The 25,906-nt window shown below is 61.9% G+C and carries 23 protein-coding genes; 4 read left to right on the top strand and 19 right to left on the bottom strand.

The annotated features are described in order from the left end of the window. Positions 1-10: 10 nt before the first annotated feature. Entirely contained in the window at positions 11-1,066 is a 1,056-nt protein-coding gene (locus tag AC2FMM_RS13170) for an NAD-dependent epimerase/dehydratase family protein (RefSeq protein ID WP_496711910.1), read from the top strand. Positions 1,067-1,125: 59 nt separating this feature from the next. Here AC2FMM_RS13170 and AC2FMM_RS13165 read toward each other — a convergent pair whose 3' ends face one another. The 4 genes from AC2FMM_RS13165 to AC2FMM_RS13150 all read right to left on the bottom strand — a co-directional run bounded on the left by AC2FMM_RS13165 (position 1,126) and on the right by AC2FMM_RS13150 (position 5,249). Next, positions 1,126-1,905: an IclR family transcriptional regulator gene (locus tag AC2FMM_RS13165; protein ID WP_496796792.1), complete on the bottom strand. Its 780-nt coding sequence runs from the start codon at positions 1,903-1,905 to the stop codon at positions 1,126-1,128. Between the two features lie 11 nt (positions 1,906-1,916). Then, positions 1,917-3,275 (bottom strand): TRAP transporter large permease, encoded by a 1,359-nt coding sequence (locus AC2FMM_RS13160; RefSeq protein ID WP_496684027.1) that lies wholly within the window; start codon positions 3,273-3,275, stop codon positions 1,917-1,919. Further along, positions 3,275-3,940 (bottom strand): TRAP transporter small permease, encoded by a 666-nt coding sequence (locus tag AC2FMM_RS13155; protein WP_496685706.1) that lies wholly within the window; start codon positions 3,938-3,940, stop codon positions 3,275-3,277. Before AC2FMM_RS13155 ends, AC2FMM_RS13160 begins: the two co-directional genes overlap by 1 nt. A 70-nt stretch (positions 3,941-4,010) precedes the next feature. Beyond that, positions 4,011-5,249, bottom strand: coding sequence for a TRAP transporter substrate-binding protein DctP (locus AC2FMM_RS13150; RefSeq protein WP_490361249.1), 1,239 nt, complete (start codon positions 5,247-5,249; stop codon positions 4,011-4,013). Positions 5,250-5,357: 108 nt separating this feature from the next. Here AC2FMM_RS13150 and AC2FMM_RS13145 point away from each other — a divergent pair, with 108 nt between their 5' ends. After that, positions 5,358-6,953 (top strand): GMC family oxidoreductase, encoded by a 1,596-nt coding sequence (locus tag AC2FMM_RS13145; RefSeq protein ID WP_496796791.1) that lies wholly within the window; start codon positions 5,358-5,360, stop codon positions 6,951-6,953. Positions 6,954-6,965: 12 nt separating this feature from the next. On the opposite strand, the gene AC2FMM_RS13140 is transcribed toward AC2FMM_RS13145, so the two are convergent. The 5 genes from AC2FMM_RS13140 to rfbC all read right to left on the bottom strand — a co-directional run bounded on the left by AC2FMM_RS13140 (position 6,966) and on the right by rfbC (position 11,615). Further along, positions 6,966-8,189: an O-fucosyltransferase family protein gene (locus tag AC2FMM_RS13140; RefSeq protein ID WP_496796790.1), complete on the bottom strand. Its 1,224-nt coding sequence runs from the start codon at positions 8,187-8,189 to the stop codon at positions 6,966-6,968. A gap of 111 nt (positions 8,190-8,300) precedes the next feature. Further along, positions 8,301-9,176: a glucose-1-phosphate thymidylyltransferase RfbA gene (gene rfbA / locus AC2FMM_RS13135; RefSeq protein ID WP_496711906.1), complete on the bottom strand. Its 876-nt coding sequence runs from the start codon at positions 9,174-9,176 to the stop codon at positions 8,301-8,303. After that, positions 9,173-10,021: a dTDP-4-dehydrorhamnose reductase gene (gene rfbD, locus AC2FMM_RS13130; protein ID WP_496796789.1), complete on the bottom strand. Its 849-nt coding sequence runs from the start codon at positions 10,019-10,021 to the stop codon at positions 9,173-9,175. Before rfbD ends, rfbA begins: the two co-directional genes overlap by 4 nt. Continuing rightward, positions 10,018-11,058: a dTDP-glucose 4,6-dehydratase gene (gene rfbB / locus AC2FMM_RS13125; RefSeq protein WP_496685714.1), complete on the bottom strand. Its 1,041-nt coding sequence runs from the start codon at positions 11,056-11,058 to the stop codon at positions 10,018-10,020. The genes rfbD and rfbB overlap by 4 nt, the downstream gene beginning before the upstream one ends. Beyond that, a complete protein-coding gene (gene rfbC, locus AC2FMM_RS13120; protein WP_496796788.1) occupies positions 11,055-11,615 on the bottom strand; it encodes a dTDP-4-dehydrorhamnose 3,5-epimerase in 561 nt (186 codons plus the stop codon). Before rfbC ends, rfbB begins: the two co-directional genes overlap by 4 nt. A 456-nt stretch (positions 11,616-12,071) precedes the next feature. Here rfbC and AC2FMM_RS13115 point away from each other — a divergent pair, with 456 nt between their 5' ends. Further along, positions 12,072-13,445 carry an arylsulfotransferase family protein gene (locus AC2FMM_RS13115; RefSeq protein ID WP_496796787.1) on the top strand — a complete coding sequence of 458 codons (1,374 nt, stop codon included), beginning with the start codon at positions 12,072-12,074 and terminating at the stop codon, positions 13,443-13,445. Between the two features lie 96 nt (positions 13,446-13,541). Beyond that, positions 13,542-15,005, top strand: a complete 1,464-nt coding sequence (locus tag AC2FMM_RS13110) for a glycosyltransferase family 39 protein (RefSeq protein ID WP_496796786.1) — start codon at positions 13,542-13,544, stop codon at positions 15,003-15,005. Positions 15,006-15,024: 19 nt separating this feature from the next. On the opposite strand, the gene AC2FMM_RS13105 is transcribed toward AC2FMM_RS13110, so the two are convergent. The 10 genes from AC2FMM_RS13105 to AC2FMM_RS13060 all read right to left on the bottom strand — a co-directional run bounded on the left by AC2FMM_RS13105 (position 15,025) and on the right by AC2FMM_RS13060 (position 25,859). Next, on the bottom strand, positions 15,025-16,416 hold the full coding sequence (locus AC2FMM_RS13105) for an arylsulfotransferase family protein (protein ID WP_496796785.1): 1,392 nt from the start codon (positions 16,414-16,416) through the stop codon (positions 15,025-15,027). A gap of 35 nt (positions 16,417-16,451) precedes the next feature. Beyond that, complete coding sequence (locus tag AC2FMM_RS13100) at positions 16,452-17,969, bottom strand: sulfotransferase (RefSeq protein WP_496796784.1); 1,518 nt, start codon at positions 17,967-17,969, stop codon at positions 16,452-16,454. Further along, on the bottom strand, positions 17,966-18,190 hold the full coding sequence (locus tag AC2FMM_RS13095; protein ID WP_496684155.1) for a hypothetical protein: 225 nt from the start codon (positions 18,188-18,190) through the stop codon (positions 17,966-17,968). Before AC2FMM_RS13095 ends, AC2FMM_RS13100 begins: the two co-directional genes overlap by 4 nt. 194 nt (positions 18,191-18,384) lie before the next feature. Then, positions 18,385-19,233: a carboxylating nicotinate-nucleotide diphosphorylase gene (gene nadC / locus AC2FMM_RS13090; protein WP_496796783.1), complete on the bottom strand. Its 849-nt coding sequence runs from the start codon at positions 19,231-19,233 to the stop codon at positions 18,385-18,387. Continuing rightward, complete coding sequence (locus AC2FMM_RS13085) at positions 19,206-20,798, bottom strand: L-aspartate oxidase (RefSeq protein WP_496796782.1); 1,593 nt, start codon at positions 20,796-20,798, stop codon at positions 19,206-19,208. The genes nadC and AC2FMM_RS13085 overlap by 28 nt, the downstream gene beginning before the upstream one ends. Before the next feature lie 8 nt (positions 20,799-20,806). Further along, a complete protein-coding gene (gene nadA / locus AC2FMM_RS13080) occupies positions 20,807-21,859 on the bottom strand; it encodes a quinolinate synthase NadA (RefSeq protein ID WP_496796781.1) in 1,053 nt (350 codons plus the stop codon). Between the two features lie 145 nt (positions 21,860-22,004). Then, positions 22,005-23,003: an endonuclease/exonuclease/phosphatase family protein gene (locus AC2FMM_RS13075; protein WP_496796825.1), complete on the bottom strand. Its 999-nt coding sequence runs from the start codon at positions 23,001-23,003 to the stop codon at positions 22,005-22,007. Then, positions 23,003-24,043, bottom strand: a complete 1,041-nt coding sequence (locus AC2FMM_RS13070) for an ABC transporter ATP-binding protein (RefSeq protein WP_496685155.1) — start codon at positions 24,041-24,043, stop codon at positions 23,003-23,005. Before AC2FMM_RS13070 ends, AC2FMM_RS13075 begins: the two co-directional genes overlap by 1 nt. Before the next feature lie 13 nt (positions 24,044-24,056). After that, on the bottom strand, positions 24,057-24,965 hold the full coding sequence (locus tag AC2FMM_RS13065; protein ID WP_496796780.1) for an ABC transporter permease subunit: 909 nt from the start codon (positions 24,963-24,965) through the stop codon (positions 24,057-24,059). A 12-nt stretch (positions 24,966-24,977) separates the two neighbouring features. Continuing rightward, positions 24,978-25,859: an ABC transporter permease subunit gene (locus tag AC2FMM_RS13060; protein WP_496684445.1), complete on the bottom strand. Its 882-nt coding sequence runs from the start codon at positions 25,857-25,859 to the stop codon at positions 24,978-24,980. Between the last annotated feature and the right edge of the window lie 47 nt (positions 25,860-25,906).

Genomic DNA, 25,906 nt, shown 5'->3' with positions numbered 1-25,906 from the left:
GGATTTGAAAATGGATTGGTCTAAGAAGAACGTGCTCGTCACCGGCGGGTGTTCTTTCATCGGATCCCACCTTGTGGAAAGCCTGGTCGAGCGCGGCGCATATGTTCGGGCGGTCGATGACCTGTCCAGCGGCATCCGGGAAAACCTGGATGACGTCCTGAACAGCGGCCGCGTCGAATTTCGCGAGGCCGACCTGCTGGACCCGACCACCGCAGCCGAGGCCGTCGCTGACATGAATGTCGTGTTCCACCTAGCCGCGACCCATGGCGGGCGGGGATATATCAGCACCCACCAGGCCGCCTGTTCGACCAACCTGGCGCTGGACAGCATCATGATCCGCGAAGCCCACAAGGCGGGGGTAGAGCAGTTTACCTTTGCCTCGTCGGGTTGCGTCTATCCGACCAGCATCCAGGCCGATCCGAGTGAAACCCTGTACCTGACCGAAGATCTGGTCAAACCGCCTTACGAGGCCGACGATCTGTATGGCTGGGCCAAGCTCATGGCCGAGCTGTCGCTGAAAGCCTATCACGAGGAGCATGGCTTCAAATGCGCCTCGGTGCGGTATTTCACGGCCTATGGCGAACGTTGCCCGGCCAACCATGCGGTCGTGGCGATGATCGGGCGGGCGTTTCTGCAGCAGAACCCATTTGTCGTTTGGGGCACCGGCGAACAGATTCGCAACTGGACCTATGTATCGGACATCGTCGAAGGCACGATCCGCGCGGCTGAACGGATCGAGGACGGCACCGCGGTCAATCTCGGCACGATGGAGCGTACCTCGGTTCTGCAGGCGGCCAAAATGATCCTCGAACGGACGCAGCTCGACGCCGAGATCCAGCGAGACCTGAGCAAACCCACCGGCCCCTACAACCGTGTGGCCGACAACAGCCTGGCCAAAAAGCTGCTGGATTGGGAGCCCAAGGTCAGCTTCTCGGACGGGCTCGACCGCACGATCCGCTGGTATTTCGCATCGCATGACCGCGATGCCCTGGCCAAGGATTTCGAAGAGTCATTGACCGAGCGCGGCTTGGAAAAGCCCGGACTGAAAACCGCGGCCGCAAACTGAACGCGCGTCCGGGTCGGGCACCTGGGGGGCGATCCGGCCTTGGCCCGCAGAGGGTGATATCAGTCATTCAGCAAGGCCGACAGCCGCTCGGACCCGTCGCGCAGCACGTCCAGAAACCCCAGCAGGCCGGACAGATCGTGGCGCTGGGTCGGGGCGTGAACCGACAGGGTGGCCACCAGGCGCTGGCGCCTGTCCCGGACCGGTACGGCCACTGCCGCCATTCCGGTCATGAATTCTTCATCGTCGGTCGAATACCCTTGGCTGCGGATTTTCTCCATCTCGGCCCGCAAGGCATTCGGGTCGGTCATGGTCCGCTGGGTCCGGGGCTGCAGCGGGCGTCCGGACAGGACCCCATTCAGCGGCTTCTGCCGCAGGGTGGACAGGTACATCTTGCCGCTGGCAGTGCAATGAAACGGCACTTGCGTCCCGATCGGCAACTGAATGCGCAGGGGCCACTTGGTCTCGACCCTATCCAGATAGATCATCCCCTCGCGGTCGGGGATGGCCAGGTTGCAGGTTTCTCCGATTTCGTCCGCCACCCCCCGCAGTATCGCAAGCCGCGCGGTGCGCAGATGTTCGGCCGAGATGGTATTGACCGCAAGGCGCCGCACCCTTGGCCCCGGACCGTATGAACGGCCATCGAGGTCGCGCTGCAGAAACCCCTCGGCCTCGGCCGTCTGCAGCAGCCGGTGAACGGTTGGCTTGGCTAGGCCGAGCGTCTCGATCAGGTCGGCCGGCCGCACCGCCACTCCGCGCCGGGCCACCTCCTCTAGAATGACCAGCAGGCGCAGGTTGGGGGGAATCTGCGTGTCGCGTTCGGTTGCCTCGGGGTCTGTCATCCGGCCACTGTTCAGTTGTTCGGCAGCAGGATCAAGGCCAAATCGGGAACCATCGCCACTAGGAACCAGACCGAAAGCAAGGCCACCAGATAAGGCACCGTATAGCGCAGAAGGCGGAAATACGGCACCCCGGTCACGCCCGAGGCCACATAGAGGTTCAGCCCATAGGGCGGCGTGATGAAGCCGATCGACGCGCCGACGAGGAAAATGACAGAGAAATGGATCGGGTCCACACCCACCGACGCTGCGATCGGGGCCAGGATCGGAGCCAGAATGATTGTCACCGGCAGGCTTTCGAGGACCATCCCCGAAAAGAACACGATCACCATCGAGGTGAACAGCACCGCGTGATAGCCGCCCATCGAGGTCACGAAATCTCCGATCGTCTGCTGAGCCCCCAGCAGAGACAGGATCTGCTGCATCACGACGGAAATCGCGATCAGGGGGGCCAGGATGCCGGTGATCTGCGCCGACCGGATCACGATCGAGGGGATCTCGGGGATGGTGAAGCCTTCGACCACGATCATCTCGGCAAAGCTTTTTTCGGTGGGGGAAATGTCGCCACGCGCGCCCATGATCCGGTTGATCGGGTGGCTGACCAGACCGGCGATCACGCAGAACCCGACGGTAACCCCCGCGGCCTCGGTCGGAGAGAACTTGCCCGTGTAGATCCCCCACAGAACCAGCCCTATGGCAAAGAACCCCAGCCAGGCGCCAAAGGCGGTTTTCAGGATGCGGTTCATCTGCAGCGGAATCAGATGGCCCCAACCGTTCATGCGGCAGATGACCCAGCAGGCAAACTGCATCCCGATCACCATCAGCGCGCCGGGCAGGATGCCAGCCACGAACAGCTCGGAAATCGGCAGGTTCATCAGAAACCCATAGACGATGAAGATGATCGACGGCGGGATGATGATGCCGACCGTGCCGCCGGCCGCGGCGGTGGCGGCGCTGAACCGCTCGTCATAGCCGCCCTTGACCATCTCGGGGTGCAGCATGGACCCGATCGTCGCGGTGGTGGCCGAGTTCGACCCCGATATGGCGGCAAACAGACCACAGGCCCCCAACGAGGCCATGGCCAGACCGCCGCGTATCCATCCCAGACAGGCATAGGCGAAATCGCTCAGCCTTCGGGCGATGCCGGATTTGTTGATCAGGTCACCCGTCAGGATGAACAGCGGCATCGCCAGCAGCGCAAAGCCCTTGTTGAACACGTTGAGCAGCTCGGCCCCCATGTTGTCGAGCGTCAGCCCCAGCACGAAGGAACAGCCGACCACCCAATAGCCTATGACCAGCAGCACGGGCACGCCCAGCATGAACAGGAACGTCACCCCAAGCGAAATCAGTGTAACCCAGGTTCCATCGGTCATCAGTCTGCTCCGATCACGGCTTGCTGGATCAGCGGCTGCCCGGTTTTCCAGTTGTGCAGATCGTCGGCAAGGTTTTGGAACACCCTGCCGACCATCAGGAAGAAGGACAGCGGCGCAGTCAGCAGAAACCACCACTGCATCACGTTGTCGGTGCCCAGCACGATCTGGAAATTCGACGCCGACAACGCCACCAGACGCGAGGTCGTCACGATGACGATCACGGCAAACCCGTACCACAGAACAGCATCCAAGATCAGGCAGGCCAACTGCCCACCGCGCGGCATGGCCGACCGGAATTCGCTGAAGCTCAGATGGGTACGCAGCCGCACGTTGTACGAGGCGCCGAACCACGCCATCACCATGAACAGCAGCGGCGGAATGGTGGTCGACCAAGGCTCCTGATCGTTAAACACGAAACGGTCGATCACGCCCCAGAAAATGATCAATGCGATCGCAAGATAGGAATACACCATGACCGACCGCTCGAAATGGCGTTCGATGAATGGAACCTTGCGATAGACGAACATGACCAACAGCCCCCCCAACGCCGCCGCCACCGCGCCCACGGCCCAGGCGGCATCTGATCGCAAGGCTGATTGAATCTCGAATGAATCCCTGCTGAGCAAGGCACCGAAAATCGCGCCGACATCTGCCCAAAACGACATGAACCCCGTCCTCCCAATCGGTCCCCGATAAAACCGGCCCGCCGATGCAGGCCGGTCCTGTCAGCCCTGGTCAGGCTTCGCCCTTCCACCAACGGCGCGGTTCGACATTTTCCGGCAGCGTGTCGGCCGGGATCTCGCGCGCGATATCGTAGATCTCTTGATAGGTGTCGATGCCGCCGGCCCATTTGTTCAGCCGCTCGCGCCATTCGGCCCAGGGTTCAGGATTGTAGTTCGGAGCACACATTTCCTCGGCCAGCTTCAGCTGATCGTCCGGCAGGAAGGCCGGGCGCACACCGTTCTCGGCAAAAATCGTGTTGGGCAGTTGCGGGTCCGAGAATCCCACGGTATTGACCAGCGCGGCTTCGTTCGCCCCTTGGATCAGGGCCTGCGTGAAATAGGCCGACTCCATGACCGCGTCCTGCAACTCGCCGCCCAGACTGTCGAACACCTTGGCCGACATCGAGGTGTGTTCGGTGCCGCAGAAGAACTGCAGGTTGACCGACTGCGACACGACCGGCGCCATGTTGGCATAGGCCACAGCCGAAGCCCAGGTCTCGGCCCCGTCGATCAGGCCGGTTTTCAGTGCATCCAACGTTTCCTCCCATGCGACGGGCACCGGGTTCAGATTCAGAAGCTGCATGGCGATCCGGCCCAGTTGGGTGCCGGTCACGCGGTTCTTGGTGCCGAACAGCTCCTCGAGCTTGGTAACCGTCGGCTTGTCGGCGAAGGTCGATCCCATCTGCAGGCCCCGCAGTTCGCAATGGGTGAACAGGAATTTCAGCCCGTGGCGCTTTTCAAGCGGGTCGCGCAGGATGCGCTGGCTGGCCGGGCTATAGAAGAAATGATATTGCGCAGCCCGGCTGGGGAACATGTAGGCATAATCCAGAACGTTCAGATAAGGCGCTCCGCCGGCCGAATTCTGGGTCGAGGCCGCATAGATGTCGACGATTCCCTGCTGGGTCTTCTCGACACAGCTCAGCTGCCCGCAGATCTGGTTGTCGCCGATGAACTCGATGCGAATCTCGCCATCCGTGCGCTCTTCCAGATCGCGCGCGAATTCGATCGCTCCGGCGCGCTCGATCAGCAGGTTGCGCGTGTTGAACCCCGCCGCACCAAATTTCAGCGTGTGCTTGGGTTCTTTCGAGAACCTCTTCTCATATGTAGATTCAGCCGCTTGGGCTAGGTTGGCCAAGCTCATCGCCCCTCCGAATCCGCCTGCGGCCAAAAGGGTCGAGCTCATCCCGTAGCGTCCAGCGACGCGGAAAAAATCCCTCCGGGAAATTCCACTCAGTTTCCGTCCGATCTCCATTGCCATCCTCCCTATCGCAATTTTTGAGACGTTATGTATCAAAAAATGCTAGTTTAGTTGATGCGTTTTGCATAGAGTTTTTTTCATCGGCAGCAAAAGGAGGCGATGATGGAGGTTGATTACGCGATTGTCGGGGCTGGATCTTCGGGCTGTGTCATCGCCAATCGCCTTAGCGCCGATCCCGGTACGCGCGTCGCGTTGCTCGAGGCCGGCGGTCCGGACACCAACCCGTGGATTCACATCCCTGTCGGCTATTTCAAGACGATGCACAACCCGTCGGTCGACTGGTGTTACCGCACCGAACCCGATCCGGGCCTGAACGGTCGTTCGATCGACTGGCCGCGCGGCAAGGTCTTGGGTGGTTCGTCATCGCTGAACGGGCTGCTGTATGTGCGCGGGCAGAAACAGGATTATGACCGCTGGCGCCAGATGGGTAACGCGGGCTGGGGCTGGGAGGACGTTCTGCCCCTGTTCAAACGCAGCGAGGATCAGGAACGGGGTGCTGACGACTATCACGGAACGGGCGGCCCGCTGTCGGTGTCCAACATGCGCATCCAGCGCCCGATCTGCGATGCCTGGGTCGCCTCGGCGCAGGCGGCGGGCTATCCGTTCAACCCCGACTACAACGGCGCCACGCAAGAGGGCGTCGGCTATTTCCAGCTGACCACCCGCAACGGGCGGCGGTGCAGCGCGGCCGTGGCCTATCTGAAGCCGATCCGCAAGCGGCCGAACCTGAACATCATCACCCACGCCCTGGTGACGCGGATCCTGCTGGAGGGCAAACAGGCCGTGGGTCTGACTTATCGCGACCGGACCGGCGCCGAACAAAAGTTGCGGGTCCGGCGCGAGGTCATCCTGTCGGGCGGCGCGATCAACTCGCCCCAAATCCTGATGCTGTCCGGAATCGGTGATCCCGAACACCTGAAGGACAACGGGATCGAACCGATCCACGCCCTGCCCGGCGTCGGCAAGGGTCTGCAGGATCACCTGCAGGCCCGGCTGGTGCTCAAATGCAACGAACCCACGTTGAACGACGAGGTGCGCAGCCTGTTCAACCAGGCCCGGATCGCCCTGAAATACGCCCTGTTCCGCACCGGCCCCATGACCATGGCGGCCAGCCTGGCCACCGGTTTCCTGAAGACCCGCCCCGAGATCGAAACCCCCGACATCCAGTTCCATGTCCAGCCCTGGTCGGCCGACAGCCCGGGCGAGGGCGTGCATCCGTTCTCGGCTTTCACGATGTCGGTGTGCCAACTGCGCCCCGAAAGCCGCGGAGAGCTGCGGCTCGACGGGCCGGACCCGACGTCATACGTCAAGATCGTTCCGAACTATCTGTCAACTGAAACCGATTGCCGAACCATCGTCGACGGCATCAAGATCGCGCGCAGGATAGCACGGCACAATCCGCTGGCTTCGAAGATTTCCGAGGAGTTCAGACCCAGGTCGGACCTACCGATGGACGATTACGAGGGCACGCTGGACTGGGCCCGGTCGAATTCCGTCTCGATCTATCACCCGACCGGAACCTGTGCGATGGGGTCGACGCCGCAAGCGGTGGTGGACGCCCGGCTGCGGGTGCACGGAATCGGCGGTCTGCGGGTGGCCGATTGTTCGATCATGCCGGAAATCGTCAGCGGAAACACCAACGCCCCGGCCATTATGATCGGCGAAAAAGCCAGCGACCTGGTGCTGGGAAAAAGCTAGGCGCCACACCCCCTAGCGCGAGGACGGGCGCTCGGCATAGGCATAGCACTGCGCCGCAAGTGTCCGCAGCGCCCAGTCGAACCCGTCCGAGACGAAGCGTCGCGAAAACACCGGCGGCCGCGGGGCCTTTTGGCCTTCTTCGCGCTTGGTGTTCAGCGGCCGCGGCGTCCGGCCCACCATGACGACCTCGTCCCGGACCGAGACCACCCGCTCGAGCGCCATTCCGTTTTCAGACAACACCCGCCAAAGCGTGCTCAGCGCCCGGATGCAAGGCACGGCCACCGCGCGCAGGGGCTTGGGACGGGCCACCATCGGCTGGTGGGCATAGTTCAGGTCGACGAAGTCGACGTCGGGGTTGAGGGTCACCGCCATTTCGCCCACAGCCGCGTGGCATTTGACGATGTAGTCGCAGCGGGACAACAGCAGCAGATCCATCAGCACCTCGGCGCCACGCGCGGCCTTCTCTTCGGCGTCATGGAACCGGTTGGCATCGGAGTCGCTCAGGGATTTCTCGGAATACGAGATGATCTTGCCCGGATAGGCTTCCTCGAGAACCTTCAGCCACTGCCGCTGATCCGTGGCGACGAAGATACCCCCGCAATCGGGATGGTCCGCAAGGTAGCGATCGATCACCGGAAAATACTCCTCGGGCACGACCTTGCGCGACAGATTCGGTCCGACTCCGAAATCGAACTTGTCCGAGCCGCGCAACTGCAGCCCAAGCGTATGTTCCGGGAACTTGGCGCGGGCAAAGCGCTCGGCCTGGCTCAGCAACGACGACCGGAACCGCACGGTCCCGTCGTCCAGCAAGGTTCGCATCTTCTGGCGTTCCTCGTGCCACCAGGCGGCCGGATATGTACCGTCGGCACGGTTTTCCACGCTGCGGAAATAGCCATAGGGGTTCATGAACCAGCTTCTGGGCTCCCATCGGTACAGCCGCATGAGTTCGGAGGCCGTTGACAGGGTGCAGACCTTGCCGGAGCGCACCAGCGCCTGCAGGTCAGAGCCCGACGCGCCAACGGGTTCGTAGTAGTAATCCCACACGTTGGGGCCGGTCTCGGCATCGAAATAGGGGTTGGGGCCCCCGAACATATAACTGCGTTCGTGCAGATGGATGATCGGCTTCAGGCCCATCCGGCGGGCGAACTGCAATTGCACGACCACCCCGTTGAGCTGCGCCACCAACCCGTCAGAGGTGTTGCAGATCAACAGGTACTCAAATTCACCAGATTTCATCGGCCAACACTCAACCTTTTCAACAATACAACAAACGGAACGGATATTGCCGCGTCCACCGCAGGTGGAACCCGCGCACCAGCCAACCCAGAGACCGCACCAAAAACATTTTCATTTCAACAACCTGTCCAGATAGGCCCCATAGTCATTCTTGGCGAACATCTCGGCGCGCCGGCGCAGCTGTTCTTCGTTGATCCACCCCAGTTGCCAAGCGATCTCTTCGGGGCAGCCGGTCTGCAGGCCTTGGCGTTCTTCCAGCGTGCGGACGAAATTGCCCGCATCCAGCAGGCTGGCATGGGTGCCCGTGTCCAGCCAGGCATAGCCCCGCCCCATCGTCTCGACCCGCAGCCGCCCCTCGGCCAGATACATCTGCAAAAGGTCGGTGATCTCGAACTCTCCGCGTGCCGAGGGCCGGACCCGACGCGCCCGTTCGGGGGCGGTACCATCCAGGAAATACAGCCCGGTCACCGCATAGTTCGAAGGCGGGTCGGCGGGTTTTTCGATGATTTCGCGCGCCTGCCCGTCCGAGTCGAAGGCAACCACGCCGTATCGCGACGGATCGGCCACGTGGTACCCAAAAACCGTCCCGCCCTCGGCCTGACGGTCCGCGGCCGCCAGCAGTCTGGGCAGACCATGTCCGAAAAAGATGTTGTCTCCCAGAACCAGGGCCGAGGGTGCGCCGTCCAGGAAATCTTCGGCCAGAATGAACGCCTGCGCCAGACCGTCGGGGCTCGGCTGCACGACATAGGTCAGGGATACGCCCCACTGGCTGCCGTCGCCCAAGGTGCGTATGAATTGGCCCTGGTCCTGCGGGGTGGTGATGACGCAGATATCGCGGATACCCGCCAACATCAGAACCGTCAGCGGGTAATAGATCATGGGTTTGTCATACAGCGGCAACAGCTGCTTGGACACGGCCATCGTGATCGGATAAAGCCGCGTGCCCGATCCGCCCGCAAGAATGATGCCTTTTCGCCCGCTCGTCATACCATTTCCAAATCGTTCAGAATATCTTTCAGACCCGCCCGCCAATCGGGGCGGGGAATGGAAAAACACGCCTCGAGTGAGGAACAATCCAGCCGGGAATTCAACGGCCGCCGCGCCGGTGTCGGATATTCGGACGTGGGGATGTCAACGACGTCACAGGTTAGACCCGCGGTGTGGAAAATCGCCCGTGCGAACCCGGCCCAGCTGATATCGGGCGCGCCCGCAAAGTGATAGATGCCGGCCTTGCCCGGATCGTCGGCCAGCTGCCGCGCCATCTCGAGACAGGCGCGTGCGATGTCACGGGCCGGGGTCGGCCCGCCGATCTGGTCGGAAACGACATTCAGCCGGCTTCGGTCGGCCCCCAGGCGCAGCATCGTCTTTACGAAGTTGTCGCCATGGGCCGAGACCACCCAGGAGGTGCGCAGAATGCCGTACGCCCCCCCTGCCCGCGCGATGCCCCGTTCACCCGCCAGCTTTGACCGGCCATAGGCCCCCAACGGGCCGGTCGGATCGCTGGGCTTGCGCGGCGACATGCCCGATCCGTCAAACACATAGTCCGTCGAGATCGAAATGAAGGGGATACCCAACTCCGCACATTCCCGCGCCATGGCGGCGGGTGCGCTGGCGTTGATCACCGTGGCGCGTGCCTCGTCTTCCTCGGCCCGATCGACTGCGGTGTAGGCCGCGGCGTTGATGACGGCCCGAGGTGCGGCCGCGCGGATCGCCGCGGCGCATTGGTCGGGGTGTTCCAGATCGGCCGTCATGCGATCGAGGCAGGTCACGCCGGTGTGACGGGCGAGTTCACGCGCCACCTGCCCGGTTCTGCCAAAGACCAGCACGGTCATGCGCGCACCCCCAACCGCTGCCCGACGCCGTTGCGGTCTTGCAGCGCCGTCCACCAGGCTTCGTTTTCCAGATACCAGCGGACGGTACGCTCCAGCCCCTCAGCCAGCGTCACCGACGGTTGCCAGCCCAACTCGGTGCGGATTCGGGTCGCATCGATGGCATAGCGTGCGTCATGTCCCGGCCGGTCGGCGACGAAGGTCATCAGCTCGGCATAAGGGCGCGACGCCGGGCGCAGCCGGTCCAATATGCCGCATAACATCCGCACCAGCTCGAGATTGGTGCATTCGCTGTCGCCACCGATGTTGTAGCTGCGCCCGACCCGGCCTTTTTCCACGACCAGCAGCAGGGCTTCGGCGTGGTCTTCCACAAAAAGCCAGTCCCTGACATTCGACCCGTCGCCATAGATGGGCAAGGGCCTGCCCGCCAGCGCATTGAGGATCACCACCGGGATCAGCTTTTCGGGGAAGTGAAACGGCCCGTAGTTGTTCGAGCAATTCGTCAGCACCACGGGCAGGCCGTAGGTTTCGTGCCAGGCGCGCACCAAGTGATCGCTGGCCGCCTTGCTGGCCGAATAGGGCGAACGCGGATCATAGGGCGTCTGTTCGGTGAACCGACCCGCGGGACCAAGCGAGCCATAGACCTCGTCGGTCGAGATATGGTGGAACCGGAACCCTTCGGGCCGACCTTGCCCGTCCCAATATGCCAGGGCGGCCTCGAGCAAGGTGTAGGTGCCGGTGATATTGGTGTCGATGAAAGCCCCCGGCCCGTCTATCGACCGGTCGACATGGCTTTCGGCGGCGAGGTGCATGATCGCATCAGGGCGGTGTGCGTCCAGGGCCGCATCCAGCGCACCCCGGTCGCGAATATCGGCCCTCACGAAGCTATAGCGCGGGTCCTGGGCGACCTCGGCCAAGTTGTCCAGGCAAGCCGCATAGGTCAACGCGTCCAGATTGACGACCTTGTGTCCGTCTCGAATGGCGCGGCGCACCACGGCCGATCCGATGAACCCCGCGCCACCGGTTACCAACAGCTTCATGGCGCTCCCTCCCAGACGAACGGGCTGTCGAACCGGGAAAAGGCCGGCGCATCCCTGTCCTTGTCCGACACGATCGGTTCGGTGGGCAGGCCCCAGTCAATGCCGCAACTGTTCCAATGCACGGCTCCGTCACATGCGGGCGCATAATAGTCGGTGCATTTATAGCAGATTTCGGTGTCGGGTTCGCGCGTCACGAAACCGTGCAGAAACCCTTTGGGAACCAGCAATTGCTTTGCGTTCTGGGCCGTCAATTCAACCCCCGTCCACCGGCCATAGGTCGGCGACCCCTTGCGGATGTCCACGGCGACATCGAACAGCGCGCCACGTCCGCAGCGCACCAGCTTGTCCTGCGCATGCGGCGGCGACTGAAAGTGCAGCCCTCGCAACGTACCGGCCGCGGCGGAAACCGAATGATTGTCCTGAACAAATTCCAGATCGATCCCGTACCCGGTCAGAACCCGGCGGTTCCAGGTCTCGGAAAAGAAACCCCGCGCATCGCCAAACCGCCGGGGCGTCAGGATCAGGACACCGGGCAAGGCGGTTTCTTCAATCTGCATGTACTCAAAACCCATTCAACACAGCGCGTTCATACCAATATGGGCCCTGCCTGTCACGAAACAGATGTCGTGGGAAAGTTCCAGAATCCGGCGCGTTTCGTGCTGAAGGTGCGCAAGCAATGCTGCCAAACCGCTGTCTGTCATTGTGCCGATGGCTTTGGAACACTCGCGTCGCGCCCAAACAATTCACGAAAAGCATACCAAATGTGCGGAATACAGAAACAATATCCCAGTGAGCGCGGCGGCATCGGTGGGATGTCGGCCGGAGCCATGGAATAGTAAGGGTTGATGCACCAAAGCACCCATTGTGGCCAAGGAAAAGCCATAGCGACGAAATTATTGTTCTTTGCACCGTGTCGCGACATTCCTACCATGAATGCCAAGCGAAACGGGGCGCCGTTTGGCGCGACATCCATTGGTTTGTTCGCTTGTGTCAGTGATTGAAGAGGTAACGGGTTGGATAAGTTTCTTTTCAAGAAGATCGAGATGTGGGTCGTTGCCCTGATCGTCGTCTTTCTTTTGCTAGTGACATTCGCATTCGGGGTCATCGTCCGCGATGCCGTCTATGGCAACAACCGACTTGGCGCCATCAGCCGTGTCTCACTGAAAATCGCGGCCCTTCCAGCCGAAGCCGCCAAGGCGGTTCGTATGGCGGCCGGAGGCGACCTGGCGGGCATGGCCACAAACAATTCGGGTCGGTTTCCCGACAAAAGCGGGTGGACCTTTTTCGATGAACGACTGGACAGCGGGCTGGACGCTTACCTGTTCTTCAGCCGTCACGACGGCGATGTCGGACATCACGTTTTGGAACTGGTGGATCTGAAGGCCGGTGCGGTCGTGCATCGCATCGATTTCGACTTCGAGAATACTTTTCGCAATGCGAGCCGCGACTCGCGACTGATCAACTATGACGATTGGCGCAATGAACGCTTTCAGGTCGTCCATCCCCTTGCGCTGGAGAACGGCGACATTCTGGTGAAAAGCATGTTCAGCCCCATGGTGCGCATGAGCCCGTGCGGCGAACCGGTTTGGACACTGGAAAACGGCGTCTATCATCACACGACGGAACCGGGCCTCGACGGCACGATCTGGTCCTCGGCCTATGTCGAGCCTCCGCGCATCGAGGGGCTGAACAAATACTACCTCGATCCAGGCATCACCCAGTTTTCGGCAGATGGAGAGGTTCTGTATGATCGTTCGCTGACCAAGGTCATGCTGGAACAGGGGCTGGGCTACATGATCCTGGCCAAGCAATTCGACCCGGATCCCATCCACCTGAACGATGTGGAACCCATATTCGAAGATGGCCCATACTGGAAACGCGGCGACGTCCTGCTGAGCTTGCGCAACATTTCGACCATCATGCTTTTTCGCCCGTCCGAAGACCGGATCATCTGGTGGTATCAAGGCCCGTGGGCGGCCCAACATGACGTTGACGTCATCGACGAGAAGACATTTGCGGTCTACAACAACAACTCGCTGGATATCGGAGACGGGCGCGAACTGGTCGTGAACGGAACCAGCCAGATCGTCTATTTCGACCTCGAAACCGAAACCGCGTATCGGCCCTTCCAGGCGGTTCTGGATGCACAGGACTTCAAGAACGAGGCCGCCGGCCTATTCACACTGCTGCCAGATGGTCATCTGTATGTCGATGAATCCGAGTCTGGCCGCAGCATGATCTTCACCCCTGACGGCAAGTTGGCTGTCGAGCATGTGAACCGCGCCGAAAACGAACTGATTTACCATTTGGGTTGGAGCCGGATCATGGACCGCGAATCCGGTGACCGGTTTCTGGCTCAACTCAAGGAAAGATCCTGCGATGGTTGATGCCGTGACCGATGATCCGGTTGCCGACCTCGGTTTTGAGACTGCGACGCAGCTGCGGGCCCGCAAACTATCACTCTTCCAAGTGGAGGACCGCCTTTGAAACAGCGCTCACCGGAAATCGGCCGCAGCGATCTGGGCATCCTTCTGTTCATTCTTTTGTTGGCCACCGTTCTCAGAACCGCAGGGTTGAACGGGCCGCTGTGGTACGATGAAATCTGGACCGTCGATACGCATGTCCGCCAGCCCTGGGGCGACATGATGCGCGAGTATTCGATGAACCATCACTATTTCTTCAGCATGAAGGCCAAGCTGTCGGCACAGCTGTTCGGGGAAACCCCGTGGGCCTATCGGTTTCCCGCCCTGGTATTCGGGGTTGGCACCGTGGCTGCGATCTGGTGGCTGGCCCGCGAGGTCGCAAATACCCGCGTTGCGCATGTGTCGGCCCTGCTTGTGGCGCTGTCCTATCACCAGGTCTGGTTTTCACAGAACGCCCGCGGATACACCGAGCTTGCTTTCTGGAGCGTTCTGGGCCTCATCCTGTTCCTGCGCGGGGTGCGCCGCCCGACATACGGCACATGGATCGCCTTTGGCCTGACCGCCGCAGCCGCCGTGTTCACGCATCTGACCGGGGCGTTCTTTTTCGTGGCGCTCGGGTTGGTATGGCTGCTGTCTTTGGCCACCGGTATCGGCCGGGATGCGCTAACCCGTGCATGGGTCCTGCGTCCTCTGGTCGGGGTCGCGATCGCGCTTGCGCTGACCACCTTGGCCTATCTGCCGATTTTCCCGAGCCTATTGGAAGCCATGGGCGAGGTCTCGGCGTCGTCAGCCGTCGACCCGATGCAGGAATACCAGAACCCGCTCTGGACGGTGGCCGAAGGTCTGCGGACGGCCTTGGGCAATACCGGTGGATTGACCCTGCTGATCGCCGTCGGCGGGCTCTTGGCCATCATCTTCGGAGCGATCGGGTCGCACACCCGGCAACCACTGTTCTTTCCGGTTGTCGCAGCCCATGTCGCCGTTACCCTGCTGTTGCTTTCGGCGCTGGACATGCGGATCTGGCCTCGGTTCTTCTTCGTCGATATCGGCCTCATCATCGTGCTCGTCGTGGTCGGGTGCCAGTGGGCCGCCGGACTCATTTCACGCATCGTTGGACGCGCCGGCCTTGCTCGGCCCTTGTTCAACCTGGGCGCCCTGATCATGATCGCCCTGTCGGTTTTTCTGGTCCAGAAGAACTATGCCGCGCCGAAACAGGATCTGGCTGGCGCTTTTGCATTGGTCGAAAGCCAGCGCAGCCCCACCGAGCGCGTCTATGCCATCAATCCGGGCGGCCCGATCTTTCAAAGCCACTTCCAGGCCGACTGGGGCACCATCGACACTGCTGCGAATTATGATGCGGCGATGTCCCAACCCGGTCCGGTGACGTTGGTCGTTCTGTTCCCGAACCGGATGTTCCGCGCCATTCCGCAACTGGGCCAGGATGCCGAAACCGGCCTGGAGCTGGTCAAGGAATTCCCCGGCACCCTGGGAGACGGCGCGGTTCTGGTTTTCCGACGCCCATAGACAGACCGAACGGCCAGTTTCAGCACCCGCTTTGTTCGATCGCCGCCAAAGCCTTGTCTCCGTGGGCCTGGGGGATGTAGCGCGACCAGCCCATCGTATAGAGCTCGCCATTTTCCGCTCTGTTTACATATGTTGCCACGAGGTCGCCAATCCTGTTGAGAACCAGTATTCGGCCCCGGTTTTCCTCTTCAACGATCAAGTGGCCAGAAGGTGTGAAATCCTGCAGACCTTCTGTCATCGTTGCCGTTTTCAATTCCATGAATGCGTCATGAAAGGGCCTGGACACAGCGCCGGTCTCGAAATCGTAGATAACAGGCTCACTGGCACCGTCGACGCGCGACCCAAAACCGCGATCGAACGCAGCATTGTCAAAAACAGCTATTCGGCGATCACTAACTATGTCTACATCGTGTTGCGATTGCCATGGTCCGGCCTTCCACCAAACGAATTTTTGGATTGATGGGCGATACAGCGCGACAAGAGACGGACTTCTAAAGCTCAGAAAGAGGTCTCCTTTCTTCCAGAATGGCCCGTCCTTTAAAACTGGTTCTATGTCGTTAAGATGCATAGGATCTTTCCAGAAATGGGACGCCGGAAAAATCAGGTGCTTCAGCCCGCTGTTCTCGAATATTGGGGCCAAGGGTTCCTCGAAATCAACTTGGCCGTCCGCGGTTACATGCACAAGCGAGTCGCGCACAAATCGTTCTGACAGATCGCTTGGTCTGGACTTCAACGCCAGACCCGGCAGCCAATAGCCTCCCGCACCGTCTGAATTGGTGGAATGGTGGACCAGCACGTCGTTTTGCGCCCAACGGACGTCACCGCAGGCCGTCAGCATGATCAACGGCGAGTGATGACTCTTGACCAGCAACTCTCCTGCTTCGGTCAGGTATGGGTGTATGTAGCGAAAGTAGCCATCGTTCCAGTACTCATACGGAGCCCACCCTTCAAATTCGGGCTTGCGTTCAAAGCTTGCCAGGACCGTCTCGGCATCCGGCATCCAAGTTCGAAGCGTTTCGCCAGTTTGCAACGACACAAGCTCGACCACGTGCCGCGTCCGGTCACCGTCATAGCGACTGAGCAACAGATATCCGTCCAACCCGCCCGAACCCGGCGGTTGCAACCAAGACCATTTTGCCGGAGCGGTGCTTCCCGGAGGAAGCTTCAGAAATGAAATCATCGTCGGGTCCGGTCCGATCACAGTTTTCAACGACTGGCGCGCGTTTTCCGGCAGTTCGGCCAAGGCCAAGGCTGCGTCGCCGATCACGCCGAAATGGTCACCGCCCAACTCCTCCTCGCCACGTTCCTCATCCAGAACGATTGCACCGAACAGAACCATGCCGAAAAAACCGAAAACGGCCAACACCCCCAAGACCCAGAGTTCGATCTTCTTGAAGAGGATTTTTTCCATCCGATTACCTCCGATTTGGTTCCCGGGTCCGCGCTTCAATTGGCCCGTTGCACCGGGCTGCGGGCCGGTCTTAGCCGGCCGGTGACGGCTTGCGCCGCCAAATCCTGAAAGATGTCCTCGGCCTGCTTCAATAATGTGTCGGAAAACCCGTCCTGCCGCCGCGCGTCGGGCTCAGCCCGGAAGAACCCGCGGAAGTCCATATCTGCGACGTCGATATCCAGGCGTTCACCGAGGTCGGCCAGAACCTCGTTCGGACGGGCCCTCAGGTCGTCCTGGACTACGAAATGGCACCGATCCCCCTGTGCGGCGATGTCGCGGAAGGCTGCAATCCAATAGGCCAGCCAATAATTCGGGTCCTCGAGGTGATAGCCTTCGACCGCAAGTTCGGGAAAATCCAGCGGGCGGTGGAGGAGCCCGAACTCAAAATGCCCGATATCGCGCATGTAGCGCAGCACGAACGGATCCTCGGCCTGTCGTACAAGGAAATTCCGATGCTGGCGCAGCATCGACCAGGCATGTGCGCCGGGATGCCGGATTGGCACGACGACCGCACAGCCCGGAAACAGATCGTGCAGCAGACGAAGACGGGCGATGTTGGCGTTGTTCTTGGACAGGTAGCGCGGCGGCGCCGTGGCGCCGCCGCCGGATCCTCCAGTGCGCAGATGGCAAATCTTGCGAAAATGTGTGTCGAAAAAGCTCTGGGCCTCGCTGTGCAGATCCGTCGCGTACCAAAGCTCGATCCGGTCGTCGCGATATTTTGCCGGCCAGAACAGATGCCAGAAAATTTCATCAAAGGCCTCGGGGCTGTCCAGCCCGATCGTCAGACCATCGCCATGCGCCCGTTCCACCTGCGCCACATCCCGCCTGAGCGCGCCGCCTAGCCCGTTCCACAAATAGGGGGCGGAAATGAACGGCATGTCTCTGTATCGGTGCGTTGCCATTCCCTCGACATGAGACAGGGCGTTCAACACCGAGGTGGTTCCGCCGCGCGCCAGCGAGGTGACGAAAATAGGCGGGCGGGTTTCAGCCTCGGGCACCCGGCGCCGGAAGGCATAATCATCGACTTTCGCCGATACCTTGTGAAATTTCGGACCGGAAAAGGCCAGCATATGTGCAAACCGGTCCGCCGAACTGTACGGGCCTGGTGCATTGGCATCGCTTTCCACCCGGCCCTTCCGACGTAGGAAAAAGCGGCCAACCAGAATGGCGGCCAGCGACACACCCACGATATAGTCGAGGCGCAGCATCAGGGAAAAGACCGCGTCCGCCGTGGTCAGGCCGATGGCGTCAGCAACCATGATAGGCAGAGCAGCCGCCGCCAGAGCTACACCAAACCGCCAGAACAGGCGCCACGCCCCCTGGAGCAGAGTGACCCCGGCCTGCCGGACCCGCACTTCCTTGACCTCGTCACTCAGCTCGCTGTCAAGCATCGCCGAGATGCCTTGCATGGCATCCTCGCCCAGACCTTTCGACAGACTGATGATATTCAGCGCCCAGATGCCGAACCCGAAACCGGCCACGGCAAACAGGGACACGATGAAGGCAACGATCATTGGGACAGGTCGGCTTCTTCGCCTTTCGCCTCAGAGTTTTTCCTTTTGCGCAGCGCCCGTTTGATTGGGTACCAGAGGAAACCGACGACCAGCAGAAAGCCGCCGACCACGATCGCCAGCAGAGTAAACAGGGCGCCCAAGCCCGCGCCCGGTCCGATATAGGCATGCGCCGGCGTTGTCAGGGCCAGAAACAAAAGGGCCGCGTTGATCCAAATCCGCATGGGTACCTCACTCGCAACAAACGAAACCGACCGTGTGGTACAGGCCAACAGTCAATCATATTCAAGAAACGGTACCACGAACCGATGAAAATCCAAAAAAGAAACCCAGCCTCCGACGATTTCGTTGGTCTTCTGTGCAACAATCGCAGAATTCGCCATTCATTATCTAGGGTGCGTGCCGGACCAGCAGGCGCTTAGAAATCAAGGCCCAGATCGACTGTCCGATAGGAATGGGTCAGAGCCCCGGACGAGATATAATCGACCCTGGTGGCCGCGATCGCCGCTACCGTACCCACGGTGACATTGCCCGACGCCTCGGTCACCAGACGCCCATCCACCATCGCCACGGCCTCGGCCAGCATGTCCGGCGTCATGTTGTCCAGCAGCACGACATCAGCGCCACCAGTGTCCAGAACCTCGGCCAGCTGGTCCAACCGGTCCACTTCGATCTCGACCTTCATCATGTGCGACGCACGCGCCTTGACCGCCCCCAACACCGCACGCACCCCGCCGGCGGCGGCAATATGGTTGTCCTTGATCAGGATCGCATCCGACAGCGAATGGCGGTGGTTGAACCCGCCGCCATGCAGCACGGCCAGCTTCTCGACGATCCGCAGGCCCGGCGTGGTCTTGCGGGTGCAGGTGATGCGCGCCTTGGTCCCGGCGGTCTGCGCCACCAGCTCGGCTGTCAGAGTGGCTACCCCTGTCAGACGACCAGCAAAGTTCAGCGCAACACGTTCCCCCGACAGGATCGAAGCCGCGCTGCCGGTGATCTCCATGAGGGTTTGGCCCTTGGTGCAACGGTCCCCGTCGGCCACAAGCGGATCGATCTTCAGCGTCGGGTCCACCAGCCGGAACGCCAAGGCCGCCACCTGCATACCTGACACAACCGCATCCTCGCGCGCGTTCAGCCGCGCGGCATAGGTCACGCCCGCCGGGATTACGGTGCGGGTGGTGATGTCGCCGCTGGTGCCGAGATCTTCGGTCAGCGCGGCGCGGACCATTGGTTCAAGGATCAGGTCGGGGACAGTGGCATGATGCATGTTGCGGTTTCCTTGAAGATTTTCGACCGCAGTGCCACGGCCTCGTCCAGTGTCAGATCAGACCGCCGCCCCGGCCCCGTGGCCGAAGCAGGACAATCGGATCGGTAATGCGCGCCGCGGCTTTCGGTGCGCATCAGGGCGGCCGCCGCGATCAGCGTGGCGGTTGCGGTCATGTTACGGAACAAGTGAGACTGACCGTGCAGCGACTCCAACACGGCGATCCGGCCCAAGGCGCGGCGCAGCCCATCGGCGCCGCGGACCACACCCACGCTATCGGTCATGACCTGGCGCAGTTCGGCCACTCCCTGCAGGTCGGGCTCGGTACCGCCCGATGGCAGGCGCAGCCGCACCTCGGGCGCGTCGACAACCGTCAGGGTGCCGGCAATGTCACGGGCGCAGGCGCGGGCAAAGACCAACGCCTCAAGCAGACCGTTCGACGCCAGCCGGTTCGCCCCGTGCAACCCGGTTGACGCCGCTTCGCCACAGGCCCAGAGCCCGGCCAGAGAGCTGCGGCCATTCAGGTCGGTGGCCACGCCGCCCATGTGGTAATGCGCCGCCGCCGCCACCGGGATCGGTTGGGTCACGGGGTCGACACCGTTGCGCAAGCAGGCCTCGGTCACCGCCGGAAACTGACTGCGGATCGCCGCGCCGATCGCTGCGCGCGTATCCAGCGCGGGGCGGTTGCCGGCCTTGGTTTCCAAATAGACGGCGCGCGCCACGACATCACGCGGGGCCAGCTCGGCATCCGGGTGGATGCCTTGCATGAACCTTTCGCCGTGGCGGTTGATCAGTATAGCGCCCTCGCCACGCAAAGCCTCGGTGGCCAGAGGCATCGGGTCCTCGCCCACGTCGATCGCGGTGGGGTGAAACTGAATGAACTCAGCATCGGCGATCCGAGCCCCGGCCGTTGCGGCCATACCGATCCCCTGCCCGCGGATCCGCGCCGGGTTGGTGGTGCGGGCATAGAGCCCCGCCGACCCGCCCGTGGCCAGTACATGCGCAGCCCCGCGCAGCAGCACCGGTTCGGCCCCCGGCGCATCGGTCGGCGCCAGATATACGCCCGAGACCTTGGCCCCGTCGCTTTCCAGCCCGACCGCCAGCGCCCCTTCGATCACTTGGACCGAAGCACGCCGCCGCAGCTCGGCGATCAGGGCGCGCATGATCTCGGCACCGGCCTGGTCGCCCTTGACGCGCACCACGCGGGCCACCGAATGGGCCGCTTCCTGCGATTGGATGAACCCGCCATCGGCGTCCCGATCGAACCCGGTGCCCAGATCGGACAGGTCCAGAATATGATCCCGCGCCGCGCGGGTGACGAACTCGGCCACCTCATGCAAGACCGACCCTGCGCCGGCGCGCATCGTATCGCGAGCATGGGCTTCGGGGCTGTCGGACGGGTCCATCGCCGCCGCCACCCCGCCCTGCGCCCAAGCCGAACTGGCACCCGAGCCCAGCGGCTCGGGCGAGATCATCACCACTGGGTGCGGGTCGAGCTTGAGCGCGGTATAGACCGCTGCCAGACCGCCGCCGATAATGACCACCCGAGGGGTCGAGACCGTCTGCATCGCCCCGGTCAAATTCCCAGCTTGCGCGACAGATCGATCATCCGCTGAACCGAAAGGCGCGCTTTTTCCGCCACTTCGGGGTCAACCTCAACCTGTCCGGTCATGGTATCGAGCGCATACAGCACTTTTTCCAGCGTGATCTTCTTCATGTAGGGGCACATGTTGCAGGGGCCGACGAAATCGACCTGCGGCAGCGCGTCGGCGATGTTCGACGCCATCGAACACTCGGTGATCAGCATCGCCTTTTCGGGCTGTTCGTCAGTGACGTATTTGATGATGCCGCTGGTCGACCCCGAGAAATCGGCCTCGGCCACAACGTCGGGCGGGCATTCGGGATGCGCGATCAGGCGGGTGCCCGGGTTCCATTCGCGGAACTCGCGCAGGTCCTGCGCCGTGTATTGCTCGTGCACGATACACGATCCTTCCCACCAGACCACGTTCTTCTGCGGCACGTCGCGGGCCACGTTCTGCGCCAGGTACTGGTCGGGGGTCATGATGACCGTGTCGCTGTCCATCGCTGCCACGATCTGCGCCGCGTTCGAGGAGGTGCAGCAGATGTCGGATGCCGCCTTCACCTCGGCCGTGGTGTTCACATAGGACACGACCGGCGCACCGGGATAGCGGCGGCGCATCTCGGCGATGCCCTCGGCGGTGATCGACTCGGCCAGCGAACAGCCGGCCTCCATGTCGGGCATCAGAACAGTCTTTTCGGGGCTGAGAATCTTCGAGGTCTCCGCCATGAAATGCACGCCGCATTGCACGATCACGTCGGCCTCGACCTCGGTCGCCTTGATGGCCAGCTGCAGGCTGTCACCGACGAAATCCGAAATCCCATGATAGATCTCGGGCGTCATGTAGTTGTGGCCCAGTATCAACGCGTTGCGCTCGGTCTTCAGATCGTTGATCGCCTTCACATAGGGCGCGTAGATCGCCCAGTCCGCCGGCGAGACGACGCGCGACATAAGGTCGTAAATGTCGCTCATGCTGGCGGCCAACTCGGGCGAGGGGGTCAGGTCGTATTTCTCGGCTAGATGCGCGCGCTGCGCGGGATGGTCGAACACTTGGTCTGATTTCCGCCTGGTGAGTTCCTGTGCCGCTTCATATGGGGATTCCGTCCCGTTGGCCACAACCTGCCAACGGAAAATATGCCGCATCACCAAGCGTTATGCCCCGCGCGGCTGTGGAACTCTGGGCCGATGGGGCGGGTCAGAGCTCGACCCGGCACCACACGCAATCATGATCCGACAGCGGCTTGCCCTCGGCCGTCAGCGAGGGCAGCAGCCCTCGGTCCAGGCATGTCAGCCCCCTGCCCGCGAACCAGTCCAGCTTCATCACCCGGTCCGGGTGCGGCGTGATCAGGCTGGGGCGTGTGGTGTGACCTTCGGCAGTGAACGCCCAGCTGTATCCGCGGCGCTCGGCCAGGGAAAACAGCGTTTCCCGGCGCCAGTCGAAATCGGGCGGCAGGTGGTTGCCGGTGTTCAGGTCTCCCCCGATCAGCACCGGCATGTCTGGCGCAAACGCCTCGACGGCATCCAGCAGTTTTTCGAACTGCGCGTGCCGGTGGTCCGAGGCGGCGTTGCTTTCCAGATGCGTCGACACCACGCAGAGCGGCCCGGCCTTTGTCGGAACTTCGGCCAAGATCGCCATGCGCCCGCCCAGTCGCGGCTGATCGGGGTCGGCCGCGCCGCTGTCGGCGGCGAACCAGTGGCCGTGATCGTCCAGCCGAAGCAGCGAGGTCCGGCTGAACGGCACCGCCGACAGGATCGCATTGCCGTGCCAACCCAGCGTGTTGAAATCGTCGCTGCAAAATGCGCGTTCGGTCGGACCACCCATACCCAACTCGTGGAACTCGACGCCAAAGACATAGGCCATATTCAGATGGGCGGCCATCTCCTCGGTCGTGTGGCGCTGTGCGGTGCGGGCCATGCCGTGATCGACCTCGGACAGCAGAACGATATCCGGCGCGACCGGCGCCAGATGCGCGGCGGTCTCAGCCGGAAAAAGGCAACGCTCGACGTTCCAGGCCGCAACCGTCAGCGTCGGGTCAAGCACGTCACGCGACGCCCGCCCGCCCAGTTGCAGCGCGTTCATGGCCGGCGTTTCCGCCATCAGGGCACGATGCGCTTCGGCGGTGCGCGGCGCGGACAGAATGCGCGCGCGCGCGGCTTCGGAAACAGGCGGCAAGGCCGCGACGGTCTTGGTGATCACAGGGCTTTTCCGGTTTCCGGGTGGAACAGAGTGATGGCGTCGGACTTCAGCGCGATCCGGGTCTCGCCCGGCGCGGCCTCGACATCCTTGCCGACATGGATGGTGAACTCCTGATCGGCCAGCCGCCCGTGCAGCAGCCGATGCGCGCCCAGCTCCTCGATGATGTCGACATGGAAGGAAATCGAGCCTCCGGCGCCCAACATCACGTCCTCGGGGCGGATGCCCAGAGTGACCGGGCCAGACCCTTCGGCCGCACCCAGCACCGTCTCACCGTTGATCATGACATTGCCACCGTCCAGCCGGGCCTGGATCAGGTTCATCGGCGGCGCGCCCATGAAGCTGGCCACGAAGGTCGAGGCCGGGCGGTGGTAGATCTCGGACGGGGTACCGATCTGTTCGATCCGGCCCGCGTTCATCACGATGATCCGATCAGCCATGGTCATCGCCTCGACCTGGTCATGGGTCACATAGATCGAGGTCACGCCCAGACGCCGCTGCAGCGCCTTGATCTCGATCCGCATCTGGTTGCGCAGCTTGGCGTCCAGGTTCGACAGCGGCTCGTCGAACAGGAACAGCGCCGGGTCGCGGACGATGGCCCGGCCCATGGCGACCCGCTGGCGCTGACCGCCCGACAGCTGCGAGGGCTTGCGGTCGAGGTACTCGTCCAGGTTCAGCATGGCGGCGGCCTCGGCCACCTTCCGCTCGATCACGTCCTTGGGCGTTTTGCGGTTTTTCAGACCATAGGCGATGTTCTTGCGTACCGTCATGTGCGGGTACAGAGCATAGTTCTGGAACACCATGGCGATGTCGCGATCGGCCGGATCGACGTCATTCATGACGCGGCCATTGATCGTCAGTTCGCCTTCGGTGATCTCTTCCAGCCCGGCCACCATGCGCAGCAGGGTGGACTTGCCGCAGCCGGACGGGCCGACAAGAACCACGAACTCGCCATCACCGATATCGAAACTGGACGGGGTCAGCGCCTCGGCGCCGTTGGGATAGATTTTTCGGATGTTCTTCAGGGATACCTGAGCCATTTGCTTTCCTGCCTTACTTGTCGGATTCCGTCAGGCCCTTGACGAACCAGCTTTGGAAGAAGATGACGACCATGACCGGGGGGATGATGGCGATGATCGCCAGCAGGTTGGCCCGGCCGTATTCGGGAATGCGGTTGCCCTCCAGCACCTGCGTGATCTGCTTGATCCCGCGCACCAGGGTGAACATGTCCTCTTCGGTGGTGATCATGGTGGGCCACAGATACTGGTTCCAGCCATAGACAAACATGATGATGAACATCGCCGCGATCATCGTACGCGACAGCGGCACCAGGATGTCGATGAAGAATTTCACAGGACCGGCGCCGTCGATGCGCGCGGCCTCGACCAGTTCTTCGGGGACTGAGCGGAAGAATTGCCGGAAAAAGAACGTGGCCGTGGCCGAGGCGATCAGCGGAATGATAAGGCCCTGATAGGTGTTAAGCATCCCCAGCTTCTGCACCACCTCGTACGAGGGCAGAATGCGCACTTCGAGCGGCAGCAGCAGCGTGGTGAAGATCACCCAGAAGGCCAGCGTGGCAAACCGCATCCGGAAATAGACGATCGCATAGGCGGCCATCATCCCGATGAGGATCTTGCCCAGGGCAAAGCCGATGCCCAGGATGAACGAGTTCTTGAGCATGTTCAGGCCGGTATTCTGCCCTGAGAAGCCCGAGGCCTGGAACATAGCCTTGTCGAAATTTTCGGGCAGCTGATCGCCGATCGTCAGGCTGGGGCCGGTCTTGATCACCTCGACATCCGGAACGGTGGTCATTTGCAGGACCATCAGCAGCGGCAGCATCATGAACAGCGAGCCCACGATCAGAACCGCGTGATCGCCCATGGCGCCCCACCGGATGCGGCGCTTGCGTGGCGGCGTTTGCGAGGCGGCGTAGTCGATCACACCTGCATTTGCTTCGGTCATCGTCTGCCCTCCTCAGGTATAGTGAATGCGGCGTTCGACCAGCCGGAACTGGAACACCGTCAGCGCCAGGACCAGTACCATCAGAACCACCGACTGCGCCGAGCTGCCGCCCAGGTCATTGCCGCGGAAGCCGTCCACATAGACCTTGTAGACCAGCGTCATCGGGTTGTTCCCCGGCTCGCCCTTGACCATGGTGTCGATCACGCCGAACGTGTCGAACAGCGAATAGGTGATGTTCGTGATCAGCAGGAAGAACCCGGTCGGCGCCAGCAGCGGGAAGGTCACGTCCCAGAACCGTCCAGAGGCCGAGCGGTTGTCGATCAACGCCGCCTCGCGCACCGATTTTGGGATCGATTGCAGCCCGGACAGGAAAAAGATGAAATTCACCGGCACCTGCTTCCAGACCGACACGATCACCATCGCGGTGGCGGTGTCATTGAAATTGACGCCCAGTTTGAAATCCCATCCGATCGAACGCGCCAGTTCGGTCAACGGTCCCCAGCTTTGGTGGAACATGATCAGACCGATGAAGCCCGCCACCGGCGGCGCCACGGCATAGACCCACATCAACAGCGTGCGATAGGTCTTGGCCCCGCGCAGAACGTTGTCGGCCTTGACCGCCAGCAACAGCGCGATGGACAGCGACAGAAAGGTGACCAGAACGGTGAAGATCACCGTGAACCAGGCAATGCTGAGGTATTCGCCGTTGCCTGCAAGGTCCCTGTAATTGTCCAGCCCGACAAAGGTCGATCCGAATCCGAACGGATCCTGCAGGAAGAATGACGACTGAACCGCATGCGCGGCGGGCCAATAGAAAAAGACCGAAATGATCACAAGCTGCGGCATCAGCAGCAGGATCGGCAGCCAGCGGGCGGTAAAACCAGCGCGTTTCATGAATTCTCCGTATAACGGAGGGCGGCCGCAGGACCTGCGGCCGCCCG

This window comes from Ruegeria sp. BHSC043, assembly GCF_059612985.1.
The sequence above is the reverse complement of the archived record's forward strand: the minus strand, read 5'-3'. Positions and strand labels throughout refer to the sequence as shown.

Bases quoted from the DNA above. Each gene is read 5' to 3' on its own strand.
- AC2FMM_RS13170 (WP_496711910.1), top strand. From the start codon at position 11: ATGGATTGGTCTAAGAAGAACGTGCTCGTCACCGGCGGGTGTTCTTTC.
- AC2FMM_RS13165 (WP_496796792.1), bottom strand. From the start codon at position 1,905: ATGACAGACCCCGAGGCAACCGAACGCGACACGCAGATTCCCCCCAAC.
- AC2FMM_RS13160 (WP_496684027.1), bottom strand. From the start codon at position 3,275: ATGACCGATGGAACCTGGGTTACACTGATTTCGCTTGGGGTGACGTTC.
- AC2FMM_RS13155 (WP_496685706.1), bottom strand. From the start codon at position 3,940: ATGTCGTTTTGGGCAGATGTCGGCGCGATTTTCGGTGCCTTGCTCAGC.
- AC2FMM_RS13150 (WP_490361249.1), bottom strand. From the start codon at position 5,249: ATGGAGATCGGACGGAAACTGAGTGGAATTTCCCGGAGGGATTTTTTC.
- AC2FMM_RS13145 (WP_496796791.1), top strand. From the start codon at position 5,358: ATGGAGGTTGATTACGCGATTGTCGGGGCTGGATCTTCGGGCTGTGTC.
- AC2FMM_RS13140 (WP_496796790.1), bottom strand. From the start codon at position 8,189: ATGAAATCTGGTGAATTTGAGTACCTGTTGATCTGCAACACCTCTGAC.
- rfbA (WP_496711906.1), bottom strand. From the start codon at position 9,176: ATGACGAGCGGGCGAAAAGGCATCATTCTTGCGGGCGGATCGGGCACG.
- rfbD (WP_496796789.1), bottom strand. From the start codon at position 10,021: ATGACCGTGCTGGTCTTTGGCAGAACCGGGCAGGTGGCGCGTGAACTC.
- rfbB (WP_496685714.1), bottom strand. From the start codon at position 11,058: ATGAAGCTGTTGGTAACCGGTGGCGCGGGGTTCATCGGATCGGCCGTG.
- rfbC (WP_496796788.1), bottom strand. From the start codon at position 11,615: ATGCAGATTGAAGAAACCGCCTTGCCCGGTGTCCTGATCCTGACGCCC.
- AC2FMM_RS13105 (WP_496796785.1), bottom strand. From the start codon at position 16,416: ATGGAAAAAATCCTCTTCAAGAAGATCGAACTCTGGGTCTTGGGGGTG.
- AC2FMM_RS13100 (WP_496796784.1), bottom strand. From the start codon at position 17,969: ATGATCGTTGCCTTCATCGTGTCCCTGTTTGCCGTGGCCGGTTTCGGG.
- AC2FMM_RS13095 (WP_496684155.1), bottom strand. From the start codon at position 18,190: ATGCGGATTTGGATCAACGCGGCCCTTTTGTTTCTGGCCCTGACAACG.
- nadC (WP_496796783.1), bottom strand. From the start codon at position 19,233: ATGCATCATGCCACTGTCCCCGACCTGATCCTTGAACCAATGGTCCGC.
- AC2FMM_RS13085 (WP_496796782.1), bottom strand. From the start codon at position 20,798: ATGCAGACGGTCTCGACCCCTCGGGTGGTCATTATCGGCGGCGGTCTG.
- AC2FMM_RS13070 (WP_496685155.1), bottom strand. From the start codon at position 24,043: ATGGCTCAGGTATCCCTGAAGAACATCCGAAAAATCTATCCCAACGGC.
- AC2FMM_RS13065 (WP_496796780.1), bottom strand. From the start codon at position 24,965: ATGACCGAAGCAAATGCAGGTGTGATCGACTACGCCGCCTCGCAAACG.
- AC2FMM_RS13060 (WP_496684445.1), bottom strand. From the start codon at position 25,859: ATGAAACGCGCTGGTTTTACCGCCCGCTGGCTGCCGATCCTGCTGCTG.